Origin of the sequence: Viridibacillus sp. FSL R5-0888, from assembly GCF_038009105.1 — a bacterium.
Lineage (GTDB): Bacteria > Bacillota > Bacilli > Bacillales_A > Planococcaceae > Viridibacillus > Viridibacillus arenosi.
The window spans coordinates 3,129,382-3,147,758 of record NZ_JBBPAU010000001.1; the positions used below are offsets into that span (position 1 = coordinate 3,129,382).

At 33.1% G+C, this 18,377-nt stretch carries 24 protein-coding genes; 5 read left to right on the forward strand and 19 right to left on the reverse strand.

Translation table 11 applies throughout. The annotated features are described in order from the left end of the window. The first annotated feature begins 71 nt into the window (after positions 1-71). Positions 72-1,040, forward strand: a complete 969-nt coding sequence (locus MKY02_RS15620; RefSeq protein WP_038190776.1) for an asparaginase — start codon at positions 72-74, stop codon at positions 1,038-1,040. A 237-nt stretch (positions 1,041-1,277) separates the two neighbouring features. Here MKY02_RS15620 and MKY02_RS15625 read toward each other — a convergent pair whose 3' ends face one another. Then, positions 1,278-1,814, reverse strand: a complete 537-nt coding sequence (locus tag MKY02_RS15625) for a nucleotidyltransferase domain-containing protein (protein ID WP_081730156.1) — start codon at positions 1,812-1,814, stop codon at positions 1,278-1,280. A 326-nt stretch (positions 1,815-2,140) separates the two neighbouring features. Here MKY02_RS15625 and MKY02_RS15630 point away from each other — a divergent pair, with 326 nt between their 5' ends. Further along, the gene (locus tag MKY02_RS15630; RefSeq protein WP_076065200.1) at positions 2,141-2,788 is read left to right on the forward strand and encodes a LysE family translocator; all 648 of its coding nucleotides are present in this window, start codon (positions 2,141-2,143) and stop codon (positions 2,786-2,788) included. A gap of 187 nt (positions 2,789-2,975) precedes the next feature. Here the strand turns inward: MKY02_RS15630 and MKY02_RS15635 are convergent, their stop codons facing one another. From MKY02_RS15635 to MKY02_RS15655, 5 genes are all read right to left on the reverse strand, one after another. Further along, complete coding sequence (locus MKY02_RS15635) at positions 2,976-3,935, reverse strand: YpdA family putative bacillithiol disulfide reductase (protein WP_038190781.1); 960 nt, start codon at positions 3,933-3,935, stop codon at positions 2,976-2,978. A gap of 437 nt (positions 3,936-4,372) precedes the next feature. Continuing rightward, positions 4,373-4,519 carry a hypothetical protein gene (locus MKY02_RS15640; protein WP_168170708.1) on the reverse strand — a complete coding sequence of 49 codons (147 nt, stop codon included), beginning with the start codon at positions 4,517-4,519 and terminating at the stop codon, positions 4,373-4,375. 337 nt (positions 4,520-4,856) lie between these two features. Continuing rightward, a complete protein-coding gene (locus tag MKY02_RS15645) occupies positions 4,857-5,534 on the reverse strand; it encodes a LysM peptidoglycan-binding domain-containing protein (RefSeq protein WP_340711502.1) in 678 nt (225 codons plus the stop codon). Positions 5,535-5,608: 74 nt separating this feature from the next. Further along, on the reverse strand, positions 5,609-7,054 hold the full coding sequence (locus MKY02_RS15650) for a RecQ family ATP-dependent DNA helicase (RefSeq protein WP_038190788.1): 1,446 nt from the start codon (positions 7,052-7,054) through the stop codon (positions 5,609-5,611). 1 nt (position 7,055) lies between these two features. Then, positions 7,056-8,087: a helix-turn-helix domain-containing protein gene (locus MKY02_RS15655; protein ID WP_162148723.1), complete on the reverse strand. Its 1,032-nt coding sequence runs from the start codon at positions 8,085-8,087 to the stop codon at positions 7,056-7,058. 105 nt (positions 8,088-8,192) lie between these two features. Here MKY02_RS15655 and MKY02_RS15660 point away from each other — a divergent pair, with 105 nt between their 5' ends. Then, positions 8,193-8,441 (forward strand): ferredoxin, encoded by a 249-nt coding sequence (locus MKY02_RS15660; RefSeq protein ID WP_038190800.1) that lies wholly within the window; start codon positions 8,193-8,195, stop codon positions 8,439-8,441. 419 nt (positions 8,442-8,860) lie between these two features. Here the strand turns inward: MKY02_RS15660 and MKY02_RS15665 are convergent, their stop codons facing one another. Together MKY02_RS15665 and MKY02_RS15670 are read right to left on the reverse strand one after the other, a co-directional pair. Further along, positions 8,861-9,526: a DUF1129 family protein gene (locus MKY02_RS15665; protein ID WP_038190806.1), complete on the reverse strand. Its 666-nt coding sequence runs from the start codon at positions 9,524-9,526 to the stop codon at positions 8,861-8,863. A gap of 73 nt (positions 9,527-9,599) precedes the next feature. Beyond that, entirely contained in the window at positions 9,600-9,926 is a 327-nt protein-coding gene (locus tag MKY02_RS15670; protein WP_038190809.1) for a PadR family transcriptional regulator, read from the reverse strand. Between the two features lie 223 nt (positions 9,927-10,149). Here MKY02_RS15670 and fabI point away from each other — a divergent pair, with 223 nt between their 5' ends. After that, positions 10,150-10,932 (forward strand): enoyl-ACP reductase FabI, encoded by a 783-nt coding sequence (fabI, locus tag MKY02_RS15675; RefSeq protein ID WP_076065205.1) that lies wholly within the window; start codon positions 10,150-10,152, stop codon positions 10,930-10,932. Between the two features lie 90 nt (positions 10,933-11,022). Here fabI and MKY02_RS15680 read toward each other — a convergent pair whose 3' ends face one another. From MKY02_RS15680 to MKY02_RS15715, 8 genes are all read right to left on the reverse strand, one after another. After that, positions 11,023-11,196, reverse strand: a complete 174-nt coding sequence (locus MKY02_RS15680; protein ID WP_155981211.1) for a hypothetical protein — start codon at positions 11,194-11,196, stop codon at positions 11,023-11,025. A gap of 41 nt (positions 11,197-11,237) precedes the next feature. After that, complete coding sequence (locus MKY02_RS15685; RefSeq protein WP_038190817.1) at positions 11,238-11,777, reverse strand: AAA family ATPase; 540 nt, start codon at positions 11,775-11,777, stop codon at positions 11,238-11,240. A gap of 19 nt (positions 11,778-11,796) precedes the next feature. Continuing rightward, positions 11,797-12,276, reverse strand: coding sequence for a tetratricopeptide repeat protein (locus MKY02_RS15690; RefSeq protein WP_038190819.1), 480 nt, complete (start codon positions 12,274-12,276; stop codon positions 11,797-11,799). Between the two features lie 70 nt (positions 12,277-12,346). Beyond that, on the reverse strand, positions 12,347-12,511 hold the full coding sequence (locus MKY02_RS15695; protein WP_340707535.1) for a DUF2197 domain-containing protein: 165 nt from the start codon (positions 12,509-12,511) through the stop codon (positions 12,347-12,349). 544 nt (positions 12,512-13,055) lie between these two features. Further along, the gene (locus MKY02_RS15700; RefSeq protein WP_051448853.1) at positions 13,056-13,769 is read right to left on the reverse strand and encodes a Type 1 glutamine amidotransferase-like domain-containing protein; all 714 of its coding nucleotides are present in this window, start codon (positions 13,767-13,769) and stop codon (positions 13,056-13,058) included. Positions 13,770-13,843: 74 nt separating this feature from the next. Continuing rightward, complete coding sequence (locus tag MKY02_RS15705; RefSeq protein WP_038190835.1) at positions 13,844-14,632, reverse strand: ABC transporter permease; 789 nt, start codon at positions 14,630-14,632, stop codon at positions 13,844-13,846. Then, positions 14,629-15,537: an ABC transporter ATP-binding protein gene (locus MKY02_RS15710; protein ID WP_038190838.1), complete on the reverse strand. Its 909-nt coding sequence runs from the start codon at positions 15,535-15,537 to the stop codon at positions 14,629-14,631. Before MKY02_RS15710 ends, MKY02_RS15705 begins: the two co-directional genes overlap by 4 nt. After that, positions 15,537-15,773 carry a PLD nuclease N-terminal domain-containing protein gene (locus MKY02_RS15715; protein ID WP_038190841.1) on the reverse strand — a complete coding sequence of 79 codons (237 nt, stop codon included), beginning with the start codon at positions 15,771-15,773 and terminating at the stop codon, positions 15,537-15,539. The genes MKY02_RS15710 and MKY02_RS15715 overlap by 1 nt, the downstream gene beginning before the upstream one ends. Positions 15,774-15,987: 214 nt before the next feature. Between MKY02_RS15715 and MKY02_RS15720 the strand changes: the two genes are divergently transcribed. Then, on the forward strand, positions 15,988-16,527 hold the full coding sequence (locus tag MKY02_RS15720; protein WP_038190842.1) for a helix-turn-helix domain-containing protein: 540 nt from the start codon (positions 15,988-15,990) through the stop codon (positions 16,525-16,527). Between the two features lie 200 nt (positions 16,528-16,727). On the opposite strand, the gene MKY02_RS15725 is transcribed toward MKY02_RS15720, so the two are convergent. From MKY02_RS15725 to MKY02_RS15735, 3 genes are all read right to left on the reverse strand, one after another. Next, positions 16,728-17,081: a cupin domain-containing protein gene (locus MKY02_RS15725; protein ID WP_038190844.1), complete on the reverse strand. Its 354-nt coding sequence runs from the start codon at positions 17,079-17,081 to the stop codon at positions 16,728-16,730. 49 nt (positions 17,082-17,130) lie between these two features. Next, a complete protein-coding gene (locus MKY02_RS15730) occupies positions 17,131-17,409 on the reverse strand; it encodes a hypothetical protein (protein ID WP_038190851.1) in 279 nt (92 codons plus the stop codon). A gap of 565 nt (positions 17,410-17,974) precedes the next feature. After that, positions 17,975-18,244, reverse strand: a complete 270-nt coding sequence (locus MKY02_RS15735; RefSeq protein WP_340711505.1) for a class I SAM-dependent methyltransferase — start codon at positions 18,242-18,244, stop codon at positions 17,975-17,977. Positions 18,245-18,377: the final 133 nt, after the last annotated feature.

Consider the following 18,377-nt stretch of genomic DNA (forward strand, 5'->3'; position numbering starts at 1 on the left):
TCCTTTCAATCTATGTCTATTTATTATACCATTCATAACACATAGCAAAAGTAATCCAAGGAGGATTTGTCATGAAAAAAACAATTTTATTAATACATACTGGTGGAACGATATCAATGCATGTAAACGAAGAGTCAGGTGCTGTTGTTCCAAAAGAAACTAATCCATTAATCGTAGAAAGTAAAAAACTAAGACAGTATGCTGATATTATAGAATTAGATGCTTTTAATTTACCTTCTCCACATATGACGCCTATAGAAATGCTCAAATTGAAAAATCTCATTTTAGAAGCAATCAGTAAGCAAGAAATTAATGGTGTTGTCATTACTCACGGTACTGATACTTTAGAGGAAACAGCTTATTTTCTTGATTTAACAACGAATTTAGAAATTCCTATTGTCTTAACAGGAGCTATGCGCTCTTCTAATGAATTAGGGGCTGACGGGGTTTATAATTTAGTTGAAGCAATGAGAGTAGCCGTTTCCGAGGATGCAAAAAATAAAGGTGTACTAGTTGTTATGAATGATGAAATTCATGCAGCTGCTAATGTTACAAAAACTTCTACTTCGAATGTTGGTACTTTCCAAAGTCCACAGTATGGGCCACTTGGACTTATTACTAAAACAATGATTCATTTTCACCATGCTCCTTTGCAAAAACAATATGTAGAAGTTTCTTCAATTGAAAAAAAGGTCGCCTTATTCAAAGTTTATGCAGGAATGGAAGCTGACCTTTTATTGTCGTCAATAGATAGTGGTTACCATGGTGTTGTATTAGAAGGCTTAGGCCAAGGAAACGTTCCACCCGCTGTCGTAACTGGCATTAAAGCACTGCTCGATCATCAAATCCCAGTTGTTTTAGTTTCACGCTGTTTTAACGGCATTGCACAAGGCGTTTATGGTTATGAAGGTGGCGGCAAAATGCTTGAGGATATGGGTGTCATTTATGCTCCAGGGATTAGTGGCCAAAAAGCTCGTCTTAAACTTTTAATCGGCTTAAATCAAGTGCATTCCCCTATTGAAGTTGCACATTTCTTTTAATGAATTTTTCACTTTTATCTTTAACGAAAATATTTAAATAAAAGCGAGCTGACTAATAAATCTGATTTCTACTCATTGACGATCCCTTTTGAAAATCAAGAATGTTGATTTAACAGCATTCTTGATTTTTCATTTAGTTCTTTTTGGATGATATAACCCTTTGGATAGACCATATATTTTTTAAAGCTTTCTCAATATTATTAGTTCTAATTTTGATGAACTAACTTTCAATTCCCTTTAATTTACTTCATTTATAATCTGTTGAATTATTTTCATACTCTCGATATCTTTTTGTCTAAGTTTTCTTCCTGTTCCTAATTCATGAATTTTCTTTTCTTCAAGTAATTGGTGTGGACTCAACACACAAACTGATACACCCTGTAATTTATAAAATTTAGTAGATAAAGCATCAGACCTCCATACCCAATCTGGAAAACCATTTGCTATAATGTCCCCATCTTCTGAACGCTTTACGAATACTATACTCACATCAACATCATTTTTTATAAAATCAGTTTGAAACTCGCTAACTGAGATTATCTGAAAGCCCGCATGTTCAAGGGCTTTTTCTAACTGTTCTCGATATTGTATCCATGTAACAAAATCAATATCAGAGTGTGGTCGAATAATCCTCCCAAGTAAAAAATCTATAGCCCACCCCCCTCTTAACCATAAATTATTATTAAGGGCTAAACTAATTCCATTTATCTCTTGAATTATTTTTAACTGGGTCTGTGTTTTATCAAACTCTTGAATAATGTTTTTGCTATCCACCTTAATACACATCCTTTTATATTTTTTACTTACTAAAATATATTCTCTTAATTATTTTTATATTTTTGAGATGAAATTGTGCGAAATTATACACTAACATTAATAAACATTTTGAAAACGCTTTTATTTTTGTCTTACTTAAGAACTAGTTGCTCTTTACTATACTTAGTTTTTTGATTTACAGCCTATTAATAAGTTGCTTCCAAGAGCTTTTTGCGATCATTCTCCAATCCTCAGCTCCACTATTTAAAAAAACTATACTTTGCAGCGGTAGATTAGTAATGCTAACATGATATATATTTCATATTTATACAAAGGGGGGTCATATGGAAAACATCTTCATGTTCGTTCTTATATCTGCGTTATTAGTAATGGTCCCAGGAGTAGATTTATTATTGGTTATCAAAAACACTATTTTATACGGTAAAAAAGCAGGTCATTTTACGACATTAGGTATTGTAGCAGCCTTATTTGTTTGGACACTAATCGCTGTATTAGGCTTAGCTGCGATTGTAGCGAAATCATTATTTTTATTTAATTTAATTAAGTATTTAGGGGCTGCTTATTTAGTATGGATGGGAATCAAAGCTTGGCTATCAAAAGGCTCCTCACCAATTGAGTTATCTGGTAAAGAAAATGAAGTTGGAACTACTGAGTATTCCAATAAGGCGCATAAATCATGTTTTTACCAAGGAATACTAACTGATTTACTCAATCCAAAAACCTTAATTGTATATATGACACTAATGCCTCAATTTATAAATACGAATGGTAATATTATTTTTCAATTATGTATTCTTGCAGCAATATTAATGGCTTTAGCAATTGTATGGTTTATCATTGTTGTCTATGTATTAAACATTATTCGAAAATGGTTTATGAAACCAGTCGTTCAAAATATATTTAACAAAACAACAGGTGTAATGCTCGTCTTTATTGGGGTGAGGTTAGCTCTAGAGGAAAAAGCCATATAAAAAGAGCCAGTCTCCTTCTTTAATAGTTTGACTGGCTCTTTTTCAGAGTAATTATTGTAATAACTGAAGGTATTGATTTTCTTATTTTCTCCTCAAAAATATTACCTTTAAACCTAATTACGAATTCCATATACCAAATATAGTAAAAGCTGTCTCTAAGTCAAAAAGACTAGTGAGACAGCTTTTTTTATTTCTCTTTTATATAGCTGGCAATTTGGTCACCGTGGAAGCGACCATTTTCTATAAAGATTTCATTTGCATTATTACCTGCAGCAATAACACCTGCGATAAATAGGCCAGGAACATTCGTTTCCATTGTCTCTGGATTAAATGTTGGGCGTCCTGTTTCACTGTCAACTGTAACGCCCATTGCTCGAATGAAATCATGATCTGGATGGTAACCTGTCATAGCAAAGACAAAATCGTTTTTTACTGCAAATTCTTTGCCTTCTTTTGATAGGATAACTTCATCTTCCTTGAAGGCAATAACATTAGTCTCAAACATCATTTCTATTTCACCATTACGCACAAGGGCGTCGAAGTCTGGCAGTACCCACGGTTTAATACTTGGTGAGTATTCTGCACCTCTGTAAACAACTGTTACATGAGCACCCGCTTTATGAAGAGCTAATGCAGCATCAATTGAAGAGTTTTTCCCACCAACTACTAATACATCTGTATCAAAATAGGGGTGAGCTTCTTTAAAATAGTGATGGACTTTAGGTAGTTCTTCCCCTTCAATCCCCATGTAATTTGGATGATCATAATAACCCGTTGCGATAATGACATATGGAGTTATATATTGATCTTTATCTGTGTTAACTTCGAATGTACCGTTGTTTGGTGTTACATTAAGAACCGTTTCAAAGCGATTAATTTGAATGTTTTTACGTTTTACTACTTCACGGTAGTATACTAAAGCCTGATTTCGTTTCGGTTTAGGCTGTTCAATGATAAATGGTACATCTCCAATGGCCAACTTTTCACTTGAACTAAAGAATGTTTGATGTGTTGGATAATTGTAAATGGCATTTACAATATTTCCTTTTTCAATCACTATTGGTTGTAACCCAATTTCTTGTAATGAAATCGCTGCTGCTAAACCACATGGGCCGCCACCTACGATAATTGCATCTATTTGACGCATGAACCTTCACTCCTCATAAATAAACATCTCCTATAAACATGGAGATGTGACACTGTATACTCTTTTATCATCTCTATTATACGCTCATCCATTAAATATTTCTTGGTTCTTGCACTTTTTTCGACAAGGTTATGTTAAATTTAACTGCTTTTTTCTACAAAAATAGAGCTGGCTCTACAAATAGGTAGAATCAGCTCAGTTTTACTGTTGGTTATTCGAATTGTCAACGCCTTTCCGCTCCATATGCTCACTCGGGAAACCGCCCTCGCTCAAGTTGCTTTAAAGTAGCAATGAAAAATGTGATCTGTCCCTTCATATGTTACTTTATTATTATAATCTGATTTAAGTATCCCAAAAGACCAGATTAGATTTAATGATAGTCACCACAACTTGAAGTAAGAAAAAGCGTATCCATTTGATTATAGAAAAGCAACCAGTTAAAGAAACCATTCAAGTACTGATGCAATTATATAAAGTGGTATTCCAACAATCAACATACCTGTAACAATATAAGAAATGCTTGTTAAAATAAACTTAAAGAAATCATAGATAGCACCAGCTAAGTCATCTATAAGCCTTAACATCTCTAGCCTCCTTATTCAAAACCTGGCTATTTGTAAATTAAATATCCCTCAATTATTCATTACTTTCGAGTCACTTTCATTTGACCTACATTTATCAAATAAATAAATTTCATACTTAATTGATTCGACACGCTTCCAAATATACCTGCTTTACTAAAATACGAATATAGCATTCGACAAAAAAAGCAGACAATGATTAAAACGTCACTGTCTGCAATAGAATGTTGGTGAATAATGAAACAACCACAATGTTAGGAAGGTAAGAGTACTAGTATTCTTTAGAATCATTCCACTTTACCAATCTTTTTCAGATATCTATTCAATTTTATAACCATAGTTATTGAGGGATCGCCAAGCTCGATCCAACTACAACATTATCACTAGTCAAGCCATTTGCTTGTTTAATCTTCGCAATGCCATCTATACTACCGTAATACTTCATGGCTATGTTATAAAGTGTATCCCCTGTTTGAACAGTATGTAAACGACCACTCACCTGCGCTTGTTGATAGGCTTCATTAGGAGAGGTTGTATTGGTTTCATTAGTCTGTCCGTTATTATTTGGAGTCGTTGTAACAGTATCCTTTGGAGGTTCTACCGCTGCATTGTCATCCTTCTTTGTGGATGTATCCACTTTTTCTTTAGTTGCTGTCTTTTCTTCTTTAACTTTTTCTTTTTCCTTCTTGTCTTCCGCTTTTTCTTCAGCTTTTGCTTGTGTATTTGCTTTTGTATTGGTTTCAAATTTCACATGGTCTTTTTCTAATTCCGTTTCTTCATTACCACCCTTGTCATAGAAAAAACCAACATAAATAAGGATGGATATAGGAATTGATATAAAGATAACGGCTAAAATCGTTGGTAACGGATTAATACGTCGTTTCTTTTTCTTATTATTATTACCATGAAGCTGACTACGGGTCATTCTCGAAGGGTTTTCGTTATTCTCAGAATCGAGCTTTAACTTAATGGTTTGACGATGCTCTTCTATTTTTTCGCGATAATCCTTTTGAGCCATCTTAACCACTCCTTTTTCACTAGTACTATTCTATATTATGACGAAATAAAACATAAAAGTAAATGTACGTTCTGTTAAAGATTCGGCAATAAAGCAGTCAACCTCTCTTTCCACGAACCTATATTTCCCTTCATTTCTAAATGCTTCCTTCTTTTTAAAATTGAAGAAATTTCAATTCCACAATAATGGCAGCAATGAGCAGGTTTTTCTTCTAATGACTGCCCGAAATAATGTAGTAGCTGCTCACGTATACATTTCTCTGCTGTTACAAGTTCCTTCATTTCATCTACTTGATGAACTTTACTAAAACGAATTGCAGTAAGCTTTTGTTGCACTTCTTCTGGCATCAAACTTTGCATCCAATAAGAAAGTACACGAAACCCAGTTTCACTTATTTGATGTTGATCTAGCATAATTGCTGGGTTTCCACCTTGCTGCATGTATGCTACATACTGTTCGACATGGCGTTGCTGAGGTAAATCTTCTGTGACGATAAATTTCGTCATATCCTCATCATTTGGAACATAAAGCAATATTGACAGTGCTTCCTGTCCATCACGTCCTGCACGCCCTACCTCTTGCATATAGTTGGCTACAGTAGATGGTATATGATCGTGAATGATTTGACGAACATTATCTTTGTGAACTCCCATACCAAAAGCGTTAGTTGCACAAATCCATTCGAGCTGCCCAGCCAAAAATTGCTGTTGGATAAATTGTCGATCTTCTGCCTCCATCCCCGCATGATATGCTGCTGCTCGAATACCATTTGCTAAAAGTTGCTCAGCATAGACACCCGTTTTTTTTCGGGACTGTGTATATATGATCCCTGGACCACAAGTTTTTAAGACATGATCCACTATCCATGGGGCTTTTTCAGCGGTGTTTTCAAGTTGTACTACATCATAGTGTAAATTGAAACGGTCCACAGAATGAATATATTCAAATGGCTCTCTCATATGCAAATAATTCTTCATATCTTTTACAACTTGCTCTGTTGCAGTAGCACTTAATGCTAAAATCGGTGGGCGTTTCGTATCATCTAGCCAGTCAGTAATTTTTAAATAATCTGGTCTAAAATCAAACCCCCATTGTGAAATACAATGCGCTTCATCTACAACAATTAGTCCTAACTGCATTTCACGAAGTGCGCCTTGTACTTGTGGATTCATCAACATTTCCGGTGATGTAAAAATGAATCGATATTGCTGTAAATGCTGTAATACATTTCGTTTCTCAGACATTTGCAAAAATGAATTTAATGCTACAACACGCTTTTCTCCATATCGTTTTAATTGCTCTACTTGATCTTGCATTAACGATAACAATGGAGAAATGATTAATATCGGTTTATTTAATATATAACCAGGTAATTGATAACAGAGCGACTTTCCCATTCCAGTTGGTAATAGAGCAATCACATCTTGACTTTCAATGAGTGCTTCTATTACTTCCTTTTGACCAGAGCGAAATGTTGAATAACCAAAATGTTGTTGTAATAGCTTCTCCAAATTTGTCATTTCACATTTCTCCTTTCGCCGCAAGAATGAGCCTGATTTGGAAATAAGAAAGTTCAGGAACAACATCACGCAATACTTTTAATTTTTTACTATTTACTTGTTTTACAGCATGTACAATTGCCTCAACATTTTGAGACTCAACAAATTGTTCAAGTGGAAACTGCGACATAGTCATCGCCATCTCTACGAAATGATCTTCAATCGTACTTTCTTTCAAACGACGCATCGTAGCAATTTGTTCTAACGTAAAACCTTGTTGAAATAAGTTTGCAGTCTTTTGAGATGACTCTGTTAAGAGTTGTTCAATACGGACTCCTTCAGCAAGTTGTGACAAATAGTGCTTGGGCTCTTCATATAAAGTATCTAACCACATATGCAGTGCTTCTATATAAGCTAGTTGAATATCTAACAAAGAACGATTTTGTTCCCTAGCAAGCTGTTGCCACGTCCAGCCAGGTGTATTAAATCCACTTAAACGATAGAGTAAAAGATTTAATGAGGAATCTTCAACATCCAACTTATTAAGAGAATCTGAGATTTCAACTCTCATAGCATGATAAAACATGTCTGATTTATAATTATTTTTTACTAAAAATTTTTTTACCCATAATTGAATATCTTCATCTTTTTGGATTGGAGCAAACGATTTTATTTCCTGTACTGAATATGACAATGATTGTACGACTAATGATAATCTTTTGAAAAAGATATGCTCATTCCCTCGATAATACCAGCCATTAAAATACATAGGTTTACTTTTTCCAAGTACCTCTAAACCGGTATTTGTTAGTATAAAATACTGTTCATCTCTATATGTAGCATAGCCTAAGTCAATTAGTTGTTCTGCATACTCCATATATATTTCTTTTGTGAGTTTAGGTGTTAAGCCGAAAAAAGAATGGAGATTAAAATTTCCTACATCTTGAATTGTTTGTCCTGAACGTTTTCCTTTTAGCAAATGAAAACCCGCTGAAACGGAGCGTTCACCTCCAAATTTATGAAAAATCTGTAACAAAATTTGTTGTATGTACAATGCGATTTCCCCCATGAATAAGTAATTTTGGTTGAAATGTGTTGAAAAGCACTTTAGAATGAAAAGGAAGCTAATTAGGAGCGATTGTAAAAAGGAGAGAGAAGCATGGCGAAATTTACCATTGTTGATAAAGATACATGTATTGCATGTGGTGCTTGCGGCGCTGCTGCACCAGATATTTATGATTATGACGACGAGGGTATTGCCTTCGTTATTCTAGATGATAACATGGGAACTGAAGAAGTTCCAGATGATCTAATGGAAGATATGCAAGATGCATTCGAAGGATGTCCTACTGATTCAATTAAAGTAGCTGACGAGTCATTCGAAGGCGATGCATTAAAATACGAATAGTATTAAAGTACAGAGACTATTTTCACTAAGTGGAAATAGTCTTTTTTTGTTGTAGTCATATGTTGCACAACTTATCCGTATATTGAGTAAAAGTTGTCCTGCCATTATTCGAATTATAATTTATTATGTTTATTTTTTGACAAATAATAATTTATATTAAAACTATTTAAGTTCAAGGGGCTGATACTTTGAAAAACTTACTCATAGGACTGATAAAATTTGCACTATCCACCTTTTTTATCTTTGTATATATTAAGATATTTTCAGAGGCTGGTCCTCTAATGTCATTTGATTACGATGTGAGCGAAATCATATTCATCTTTATAGCTATTATGTTAGGTATGTTATCATCTGAATTGCTTATAAATGTATTTCATTACGAATAGAGAAAAAACTGCAGAATTGCTTCTGCAGTTTTTTTAATAACTTTTCGTCCGATCACGTTTCATTAAATAACTAATAAGTAATAATGCAGATCCTGCACCTAGCTGAGTAAACCAAGTAATATTAACAAGGGGACCTAGCTCATCAGTAAGGTAAAGAATAGCTATAAACAAGCCAAAAGTTACTACTCCCAAAACTCCTGATTTAACGATAGTTCTTTTCGACATTTTTTCTTCAAATGCACTTTGTTTTAACTGCTTCAATATTAGATAAAGTAAGCCTGAGCCTATTGCAACAACTGCAACGACATTTATTATAGATGAATATAAATAAATCTGATCTGATTTTGTTAAATAGCGACCAATAGCTCCAATAATAATGAACCAACCAATTATGTCACATAAAATTTCGACACCGAAAGTAACAAGACTTCCCTTCTTTTCTTTCGGCAATGCCTCCACTATTTCTTCAGCGTACAATTTTGGATTAGAACCAAACACATCACTTGCTGTTTTCCCTTCCGCTTGAGCTAATAATAAATGGTCGAGGATCTCTGTTAATACTTCCTCTGATTGACGTTCAGAGAGTAATAAATGCGCTCTAATATAGACAATTAATTTATCAAAATAGATTTCATTTTCTTTCGTTAATAGCTTACGTTTTTCATTATTATCTGCTATTAACTTCTTCACTATAACCATTTCCGCTTATCCCCTCTCGGTAGTCGTTCACACCACTTAGAATTTTATAAGATATAGAATTAATCCTTACTTACTAACCCTTCTCTTTCATTAGTTTTCCTACAGCATCAGAAATACCAAGCCATTCAGATCGAATATCATCTAATGCTTCTTTGCCCGCTGTTGTAAGTTTATAATATTTACGATTAGGGCCATAATCTGAAGGTCTCATTTCTCCTGTAATTAATTCATTCTTTTGAAGCCGTAGAAGAACTGGATAAATTGTGCCTTCACTGACATCAGATAAGCCTATTGTTTGTAGCTTTTTTGATAGCTCGTAGCCATAGACAACTTCATTTTCAATTACTGCCAATACGCAGCCATCTAATATGCCTTTTAGCAATTGACTTCTTATAGACACCCTATTCAACACCCCTCAGTACAGTACATTGCATGACAAGATAGCTATATAAATAAAACACTATTTTGTATTACAAAATAGCTACATTTACTATATATTGGAATGGTTTGATTGTCAACTATGTGGTTATACAAAGTAGCTAAATCACTAGTTGCATTAACTACTAATTTAAGGTAGAATTTTAGTATCAGGTACTAATAGTAACTATATACAGGAGGCTATTATGGAGAACTTACTACAATTAAAAAATAAAAATATCGTCGTAATGGGCGTGGCAAATGATCGTAGCATTGCATGGGGAATCGCAAAATCTCTTTTCGACGTCGGCGCTAACGTCATCTTTACTTATCGAAAAGAACGCTCTTTAATGAAATTGGAAAAGTTAATGGCAGGTTATGAAGACCAAGAGGCTACTTTCATCCAATGTGATGTGAATAGTGATGAAAGTATTAAAGCTGCTTTCGATACAATTGGTGCTAAAGTTGGTACAATTCATGGTATCGTACATTCAGTTGCATTTGCAAACGCAGAGGATTTAAAAAACCGTTTCCTTGAAACTTCCCGTGATGGCTATGCTTTTGCACAAGACACAAGTGCCTATTCACTAATTGCAGCTGCAAAAGCTGCACATCCTTATATGACTGAAGGCGGTTCAATTGTAACAATGAGTTATCTTGGAGCTGAACGTGTCTTAGAAGGATACAATGTTATGGGTGTAGCTAAAGCTGCCCTAGAAGCATCTGTAAGATATTTAGCAGCGGATATCGGTGCTGATAATATTCGTGTTAATGCGATTTCAGCTGGTGCGATTAAAACTTTAGCAGCAAAAGGCGTACCTTCATTCAACAAAATTTTAAACCGTATTGAAGAAAGCGCACCGTTAAAACGTAATGTTACACAAGCTGAAGTAGCTGATATGACAATTGTTATGCTTAGTCATTTATCTCGTGGCGTCACTGGCGAAACGATTTATATTGATGGTGGCTATAATATTATGGGAATTTAATAATATTACGCACTCTTAGGGGTGCGTTTTTCTCGTTATTACGTTACTTTTTCATCCTGTCAAAATAGTCAATACTTACCCTCAAATAATTTATGCACCAAAACCGCGAATGCCCACTAATACAATGATTAATAAACAACCTAGCACAACAATTGAAATAGTACTCATACCAAAATATTTTAAGGGTCCACTTTCTTTTGATTTTACACCTTTAATACCTAACCAAAAACTTACTATCCAAGAAGCAATCCATAACGAAAGCACACCATATCTTCCATTTAAAATCACTTATATCTCACTCTTATTCAAAAGATTTCAATATGATCATTCTGAATATAATCGATTACCTGATCAATATAAGATTCTAAAGGGTATGAAGTATCTATCTTTAAACAGTTTATTTCTTCTGGCTTCTTACTATTTTGAATTGTATATAAAAAATCCTCTTTTGAATTTATAGAAGCGATCTGACTCATCTTACGATTTCTTGAAGCTAACCGATGATTAATTTCTTCAAAATCATTTAGTAAGCACTCCACATACTTATAAGTTACATTATGCTTTTTCTGTAGTGAAAGACCTCTATCAATCATTTCATCATATAAGCATGGACTATCAAAAATCACACTATTGCCTAGCCCAAGATAATAATCTATTAGCTGCCAATCCATTTCATAAGAAATAGAACCTGATGTTTTTCTATCTAATATTTCTTTACAACTCGCTAATAAGGCTGATTTGATAATGTCATGATCTACTATAATCGCACCAGTACGCTTTGCAATAGCTTGCGCAAGTGTGGATTTACCTGATCCAGGAAATCCAGACATTTGAATGAAAAACACTGTTCTATAACTCCTTTCACTACCAAACTAGGTGAAGTTTATCTTTATAAAAATGAATAGCGCGCTCGTATTCCTTAATACTTTCATCTTTAGTAGACGAGATAATCACATCAAGTAATTGCCCAATAGAATCTTCGTGCTTTTTCAAATTGAACAAAGTCATCGCGTAAAATACTTGGAGCGCTTTAAAATTCGGATATTTTGTGATACCTTCTTGAAATACTTTTTCTGACTTCTGATACTCCCCAATTGTTCGATACGTGCTACCTAAACCTAGATAAGCATTAGGTTCATCTTGATTATTTAATCCTAGTAAAATAGCTTTTTCATAGTAAAGTATGGCTTCATTTTCAAGACCTAGAACATCTAAGCTCCATGCAGTTTGATAATTTACTAATCCATCTTCCGGGTAATCCCGATGAATATCCATCATTAATTGATTAGAATCTCTTAATAAATTTTTCTCTCGTAGTTGTAAAACCTTTTCTAGTCTCTGCATAAATCGGCTCACTCCCTAATATACGATGGACTAATAACCCATTTTTCTAACTCTACAAAGATAACATTTATTAGTATCTCTTCCGTTTTGCCACATGCTCTAATTTCTTTGTACAACTTACACAATGAAAGTTTTTTGCTTTTCTCTCTTTATATAGCTTGTAATGCTTCGTACCTTCTATCAATTTATAAGGTTCTTTACACAAACCACAGATTACTTCATAATAAATCACCATCGTTTATTGCCCCTCTCCATATAAATTTTATTGATTTCTTCGCCTAGCATTCAATTTAAATAGCAACCAGATTTCATCAACTCTTCCTATAACTGTCCGGATCTAATCCAAAAAACTATCCGATATGATCCCGATATCGAAACGCCAAGTATCAAAATAATCAAGATTCTAAATATATCTAATCTATTTATTTCATCTAGGGCCTCCATATTGATGACCACCCAAATGCTTAAAAAGATTACTGTTAAATAAAAACATATATTAGGAATTATCCACAGCATCCTTTTCATTTTGTTGTCCATAAAAACCCCCTTTTCACTTCTCTCTAACATCTATACATCATTATCCTATATATTCAAAATAATTACATCTAATATAAAAAAGACTAACTAATTTCAGCTAGTCTTTTTCCTTTTATCAAAACCATCTAATTCAAAAAAATATTAGAGTGAATATGTTCAACATACTTTTTATAAACAATAAGAGTATTAATTAAGAGAAATGATGTTGACTTTAGATACTTACATTTCCTAAACTTAACAAGCTAACCGAGCATAACAACTTCCATATGTTCTTTCGTAAATTTGATATCTGTTGACAGCGAATATGCTGATGAATTTATCTTTGAAACAACACATTTTGCTAATTCACCATTTTTAAAGTGGACAACAGCGCCATCATCTACTGCTAATCCAGATGAAATTCTTCCATTACTTATAAGCTTAAATAGTGCTTGTTTACTCTCTTCATCATTGTAGTAAGGGCATAAAACTCCTTTTATTAAACCTAAGCCTGCGGAAATTTTGTATACTAAGGATTCGTCCTTCCATACCCCTTCTTCAAACAAGTATATTGCGCTCGTACCTGCTCCAACTATGATTTTTCCTTTATGATAGGCTTCTTTAAGTTTCTCTTCCATCTTAAATTTTCTCCATATATTGATCATAAAATTCAAGTTACCATCACCAATATAAAGAATGTCTTGTTTCTCTATTATGGAATTCAGACATTTTTCATTCATGTCAGAAATCGTAATATGTGTAGGCTTACATTTCTTAATAGAAAAAACTTTATAAAAATCTTTAATATACCTTTCATTATCCTCACTCGCTGTTGCTATAAAACAAATGCTAGGTTTTATATTTACTGCTTGCTGTAATATATATTGTTCTTGTAATGGATTATCTATATTTGTTGAAAAGTTGCCACCTCCGAGTGCAATAAATTGCAACATCTTACTGTCATCTATACAAGTCATAGTATGTTACCTCTCCAGTTAAAATTCGTTAATTTATCGTTTTTATATTTCCAAACTTCTAACACTTTCTTAATCTAATTAGGTTGGAACTTTTTTTTCACGATCCAATGATACGTAAATGTGACTGTTAGAATTACCCAAAGAATTGTTGCAAATAGATTAATAGAAAAGTTTGCCCCCACTGAGCCAGTTATAAGCAAATTCATCGCATGTTTGCTCATTCCAGCTGGATTTACCACATCTAAGACTGGATGAAGCCCTACTAACATTCTACAAATTAGTAACGTAATAATACCTATTAATGCAATTAACGCTTGGCTATTTAACACTGCGCTTAGCATTGTAGTGAACGATAAGCTAAAAAGGATCCACAATAAATAACAAAAAAGCGCAGTAATCATTAGTGATAACTCTATACCGGTAAACAGGAAATGAATGTATAACAAAGAAACGACATAACCAATCCCCACACTTATTGAGACTAATAAATAATTAGAAAGGAGCTTTCCACCAATATAAGAGCTAACAGTAACTGGCCTTGTTAAAATAAATGCTAACATTCCACTCGATTTATCTGATTGAATTAACCCCATCATAGCAATGACAATTATCATTATGCCAAGTTGATCGAATTGTGAGCCCAACGTTGCTGCAAGAACCTGCCCTCCTGTCTGTTCAGTCATAGATGGATCAATTGAAATTCCTTGTGTACCACCAAGTGCTTCTAAAATTGAGGGTAAGTAATATGTCATGATTGGCTGCGTCGCGCCTAAAAAGATAAAAACAAGGGGCAACCAGATTAATTTGAAATCATTCAACACTTGACTATATTCTTTTTTCATTAGTACAGCTAAAGAATTCATGTACCCACCACCAATTTCAAAAATATTTCTTCAAGGGTTTCGTGTTCATCAATTTCAAAACGTATAATATCAACATTATTTTCTAATGCATTCTGGATAAGAGAATTTTTATATTTTACAACATCATCTAATGTAACTTTTACTTTATGGCCAGTCATTTCTGCATCTTTTACATACGGGAGCATTTTCACTGTATCTACCCAAGATTTATCATTATGTGTGATTTCTAAATATACAACAGGTTTACTATTACGACTTATCAGGTCAAGCATTGTTGTATCTTCAATTTTTATACCATTTTTAATGACAACGAATCTTTCACAAATTTCCTCTGCGTCACTTAAAATATGGGTTGATAATAATATTGTTGTTTCTTGCTTAATTTCTTGAATCAAATTTAGAACCTCTCTTCTACCTATCGGGTCTAAGGCCGAGACCGGTTCATCCATTACGATAAAAGCTGGTTTATGTAACAACGCCTGTGCTATACCAAGTCTTTGCTTCATACCACCTGAGAAAGTTCGAACTTTGGCATCCTCTTCATCTGAAAGCCCCACTTTAGCTAATATTATCGGTACATCTCTATTCAATTCTTTTTTTGAAATACCCGACAGTTGCCCCATAAAAAAAAGTGTTTCTTTCGCCGTCATCCATTCATAAAAATTTGGATACTGAGGTAGGTAACCTATTTCACGCTTCATTTTCGAGATGTTTTTACCTTCTAAAAGTACTTCACCTTCGTCTGTATGAAGGATATCAGCAATTATCTTAATTAATGTCGATTTTCCCGCTCCATTAGGTCCTATTAATCCTACGCATTGACCCGTTTCTAATACCATTGAAAATTGACTAACCGCTTTCTTTTCCTTAAATTTTTTTGTTACATTTTTAATTTCTAGTTTCATTATGCTCTACTATCCTTTCTTCCTATTACGAAATATAAAATAGGACCTATTGTATTGCAAAATAAAATAACAAGTGTCCAAATAAATACATTTTCCCTAGTCTTACGATTACGATATAAATCTAATAAAGCAATCAAAATTAAAATAAATCCTACTGCCATAAAAGGTAATATGATTGGTAAAACTCCCATCCAATCTATATCCTTTAAATCTTCCAGATTATAATGTAATTGCATTTTATATCCCCTCTCTTGAATTTATTATTCATTATCATTATCGATAATGATAATATAATTGTAGTACATTTGTATAGACTTTTCTCAAATTATTTTTATTTCAACCAATTTTTGTGAATTAAAAATAATATAAATATTGTACTTGTAATTTTTATAATTCATGTTGATAATATTATCAATATGGATAATGAAAATTTTTTTCAAAGGAGAAATAATGAATAATAAAGCTGAAGTTTTAATTCACCCTGTAAGAATGAAAATATCTCAAGCTCTTATGAGAAATAAAGAAACTGGTCTCACTCCACTTGAAATGGTGAAGATTATAGAAGATGTGCCACAAGCCACTCTATATAGACATATTCAAGTGCTATTAGATGCTGGTATTATCCAAATTATAAAAGAGAAAAAAGTCAGATCTGTATTTGAGAAATACTATTCACTAAACGAGGAAGCTGCTCGACTTGACTCAGAAGAATGGCAAAAATTATCCAAAGAAGAAAAGGTTAATTATTTATCTTATTATCAATTATCTTTAATGACTCAATATGAAAGTTATTTATCAGGATTAGAACTAGACGGATCTAAAGAAGACAAGGCAACCTTTTCACTTTTAGAGTTAAAAATTGACGATGAACATTTTGATAATTTCCAGCAAGAATTAAATAGTTTAATGATCAAGTATTACAATAAAAAAATTAACAACCAAAATATCCCTACACGTACAGTCGCAGTAACAATTATTCCAAAATCTTAGCTTTAAAATATGGTTAGGACTACACCATAATTAAGTGAAAATAATGAGAAAGTAAAGTTGCTCCTATTTGATACCTCTTCGCTATTTTCTAAATATCGGAAACTAAAGTTTAATAAATACAAAATAGGCATATAAAAAGGACTAGCTGAATTTCTAGGCTAGTCCTTTTTATATTAAATTTCATTTCATCTTGAAAATACTCAAATCGTCCATCCTTTTAATGAGAGCATATCAGATGCTCTCAATTCATCACTCTCTATAACCATCACTTGCATACCACATTCACTAGTAGTTTCATGCCATTCACCCTTGTCCCAAAACACAACATCACCGGGACCTACCGTTTTTCCGCCTTCTTTACCAGCAACATTACCTGCTCCGTTTAATACTATAAGCAATTGATTCGTTACTGTTTGATGGTTACCTATCACACCATCCTCTTCTAAAGTCATTAAACTAATATTCGTTGATGTTGAAGTTTGGCAAATATGCGATAGTTGAAAATCCGAATCAAACGCATTCATCCTTCTTTTAGTTATATTAAATATTTGCAATTACTCTCACCCCTAAATGTTTATTGCGAACTTTTATTTCAATTGAGCTTCATAATTCCAGATTTTTTTCATGGCTACTCAAAAAACCTCTTTGCAATTGTAATAAAACTAGTGAAAGAACTACTGCATTAATAGCATAAAAAATAGCATACACAACAGACTCTTTCTTTTCGTAAACTTCGAAAATCGGTAAAATATTAGGAACTACTAATAATATTATTGTAACGACAGATGAATAAAAGATACTTTTGTGTTTAAAAACCCCAATAAAGCTTGAAATGAACACAATCAATAGAGCGAAATAATGATAGTAAGGAATAACAGACACATATTCTCTCCTCTATAATGTTATTTGTTACTGATAAAATATAATCACTTCACTTACATGATTCACTAACTTTCTTACACACAAAAATCATTGAATAACTATCATTCGTTATTAGGTTTTCTTGCCAATCTTGATATATTTGAATAACTTCAAACCCATGATTCGCAAGCATTCGTTCCATCTCCTTTGGGTAAACATACCTTAATGTAATATTAGTACTCACTTCATTTACTATATGATTTGTTTCATCTTTATATTTTCGAATTGTTGTATAATATTGCAATTGATTGAGCGCATCATATTTTGCAATTGTAGATACATCCACTTTATGTTGCGTGTCAATATCAATATACGTATACCAGTGTTCTTCTGTTTCTGGCTGTAATAATTCTTCAGCACTTGGAAATCTCGTATTAAAGATGAAAATGCCATTTTGAAAAAGATGTCTATTAACCGATGAAAATAAGCCATCTTGATCTTCATTCTTTAGAAAATGTTGAAAAGAATTCCCAACAGAGAATGCAAAGTCGGTTTTAAAATTTAATTCTAACTTCGTACAGTCTTGCTAAATCCATTTTATTGGTAATTTCATTTTACTAGCTTTCTTCTTCGCTTCATTTAGCATACCTTCATGTGAATCTATTCCTACTATCTTATGACTACTTTTGGCTAGAGGTATCGTTGCCCTGCCAGTTCCACATGCAATATCAAGAATTGGACCTTCAGCCTTTGACGCCCATTTTTGTAGAAATGGAATATCATCTGTGTAACGGTTATTTTCCTTATCGTATAATACTGGATTATCATATTCTTCTGTATTGTGTTTTATTGACATAATTTAATATCTCCTTTTATCTTTTTGATTCATCAATCTACCAGTACTTATGTAAATTTCCCCCTAATAATCTTCCATTTTTTTATTGTCCCATATTTTCAAAATTACCACATTAACATTCTAAAAATACTGC

Excerpts from the sequence above, each read along its gene's own strand:
- MKY02_RS15640 (WP_168170708.1), bottom strand. The coding sequence starts at position 4,519 with ATGTTAAGGCTTATAGATGACTTAGCTGGTGCTATCTATGATTTCTTT.
- MKY02_RS15690 (WP_038190819.1), bottom strand. The coding sequence starts at position 12,276 with ATGCAGAGACTAGAAAAGGTTTTACAACTACGAGAGAAAAATTTATTA.
- MKY02_RS15630 (WP_076065200.1), top strand. The coding sequence starts at position 2,141 with ATGGAAAACATCTTCATGTTCGTTCTTATATCTGCGTTATTAGTAATG.
- MKY02_RS15665 (WP_038190806.1), bottom strand. The coding sequence starts at position 9,526 with ATGGTTATAGTGAAGAAGTTAATAGCAGATAATAATGAAAAACGTAAG.
- MKY02_RS15620 (WP_038190776.1), top strand. The coding sequence starts at position 72 with ATGAAAAAAACAATTTTATTAATACATACTGGTGGAACGATATCAATG.
- MKY02_RS15700 (WP_051448853.1), bottom strand. The coding sequence starts at position 13,769 with ATGACTTGTATAGATGACAGTAAGATGTTGCAATTTATTGCACTCGGA.
- MKY02_RS15645 (WP_340711502.1), bottom strand. The coding sequence starts at position 5,534 with ATGGCTCAAAAGGATTATCGCGAAAAAATAGAAGAGCATCGTCAAACC.
- MKY02_RS15705 (WP_038190835.1), bottom strand. The coding sequence starts at position 14,632 with ATGAATTCTTTAGCTGTACTAATGAAAAAAGAATATAGTCAAGTGTTG.
- MKY02_RS15695 (WP_340707535.1), bottom strand. The coding sequence starts at position 12,511 with ATGGTGATTTATTATGAAGTAATCTGTGGTTTGTGTAAAGAACCTTAT.
- fabI (WP_076065205.1), top strand. The coding sequence starts at position 10,150 with ATGGAGAACTTACTACAATTAAAAAATAAAAATATCGTCGTAATGGGC.
- MKY02_RS15715 (WP_038190841.1), bottom strand. The coding sequence starts at position 15,773 with ATGCAATTACATTATAATCTGGAAGATTTAAAGGATATAGATTGGATG.
- MKY02_RS15650 (WP_038190788.1), bottom strand. The coding sequence starts at position 7,054 with ATGACAAATTTGGAGAAGCTATTACAACAACATTTTGGTTATTCAACA.
- MKY02_RS15710 (WP_038190838.1), bottom strand. The coding sequence starts at position 15,537 with ATGAAACTAGAAATTAAAAATGTAACAAAAAAATTTAAGGAAAAGAAA.
- MKY02_RS15720 (WP_038190842.1), top strand. The coding sequence starts at position 15,988 with ATGAATAATAAAGCTGAAGTTTTAATTCACCCTGTAAGAATGAAAATA.
- MKY02_RS15635 (WP_038190781.1), bottom strand. The coding sequence starts at position 3,935 with ATGCGTCAAATAGATGCAATTATCGTAGGTGGCGGCCCATGTGGTTTA.
- MKY02_RS15660 (WP_038190800.1), top strand. The coding sequence starts at position 8,193 with ATGGCGAAATTTACCATTGTTGATAAAGATACATGTATTGCATGTGGT.
- MKY02_RS15735 (WP_340711505.1), bottom strand. The coding sequence starts at position 18,244 with ATGTCAATAAAACACAATACAGAAGAATATGATAATCCAGTATTATAC.